The following is a 590-nucleotide window of genomic DNA, read 5'->3' as shown; positions in this document are numbered from 1 at the left end:
ATTGAAGCTGAATGGCACACCGAACCGGCACCTGCGGCGTTTACCTTGTTTGGATTACCAAATCAAGAAGAAGGCAAAACCGACTTTGCTGTGAAAATTCCCTATGTGATGGGGATTATTGCAACGCGATCTTTGGACGAGCAAGTGACAGGGCTTCATGACTTGCGTGATCAACATTTAGTGCGTATTCGAAACGGTATTATTGCTTATGAATTGCTAGAGCGTTTGCGATCTGGCGATACCTCACATGAGACAGAGCAAGCTTTCGATCAAACCAAGCACGACCTTGGCTACGGCTTATTGCTCAAGCGATACACAGATACCGTGACTGATGCTACTGAACAACAAATCCAACAAGCAGCCGATGATTCAATTCCAACTGTGTGGCCTCTGTTCTGGTCATTCAGAATCATGGTGGGTTGTGGCTTCGTTATGTTGTTTGTTTTTGGCGCGGCTTTCTTACAAACCTACCGTAAAAACATTACTCAAAAGCCTTGGTTATTGAAGGCGGCACTTTGGTCAATTCCATTACCTTGGGTGGCAATCGAAGCTGGTTGGTTTGTTGCAGAGTATGGTCGTCAACCATGGGC

Annotated in this window: 1 protein-coding gene; it reads left to right on the top strand. The window is 45.9% G+C overall.

Annotated elements, in window-relative coordinates; genetic code table 11:
* The coding region (locus AB4496_RS21465; RefSeq protein ID WP_372131892.1) for a cytochrome ubiquinol oxidase subunit I at positions 1-590 on the top strand (590 nt) is incomplete at both ends.

This window comes from Vibrio sp. 10N.222.46.A1 (assembly GCF_041473595.1).
Lineage (GTDB): Bacteria > Pseudomonadota > Gammaproteobacteria > Enterobacterales > Vibrionaceae > Vibrio > Vibrio tasmaniensis_A.
Note: the sequence above shows the minus strand (reverse complement) of the source record. Positions and strands in the feature narration are given on the sequence as shown.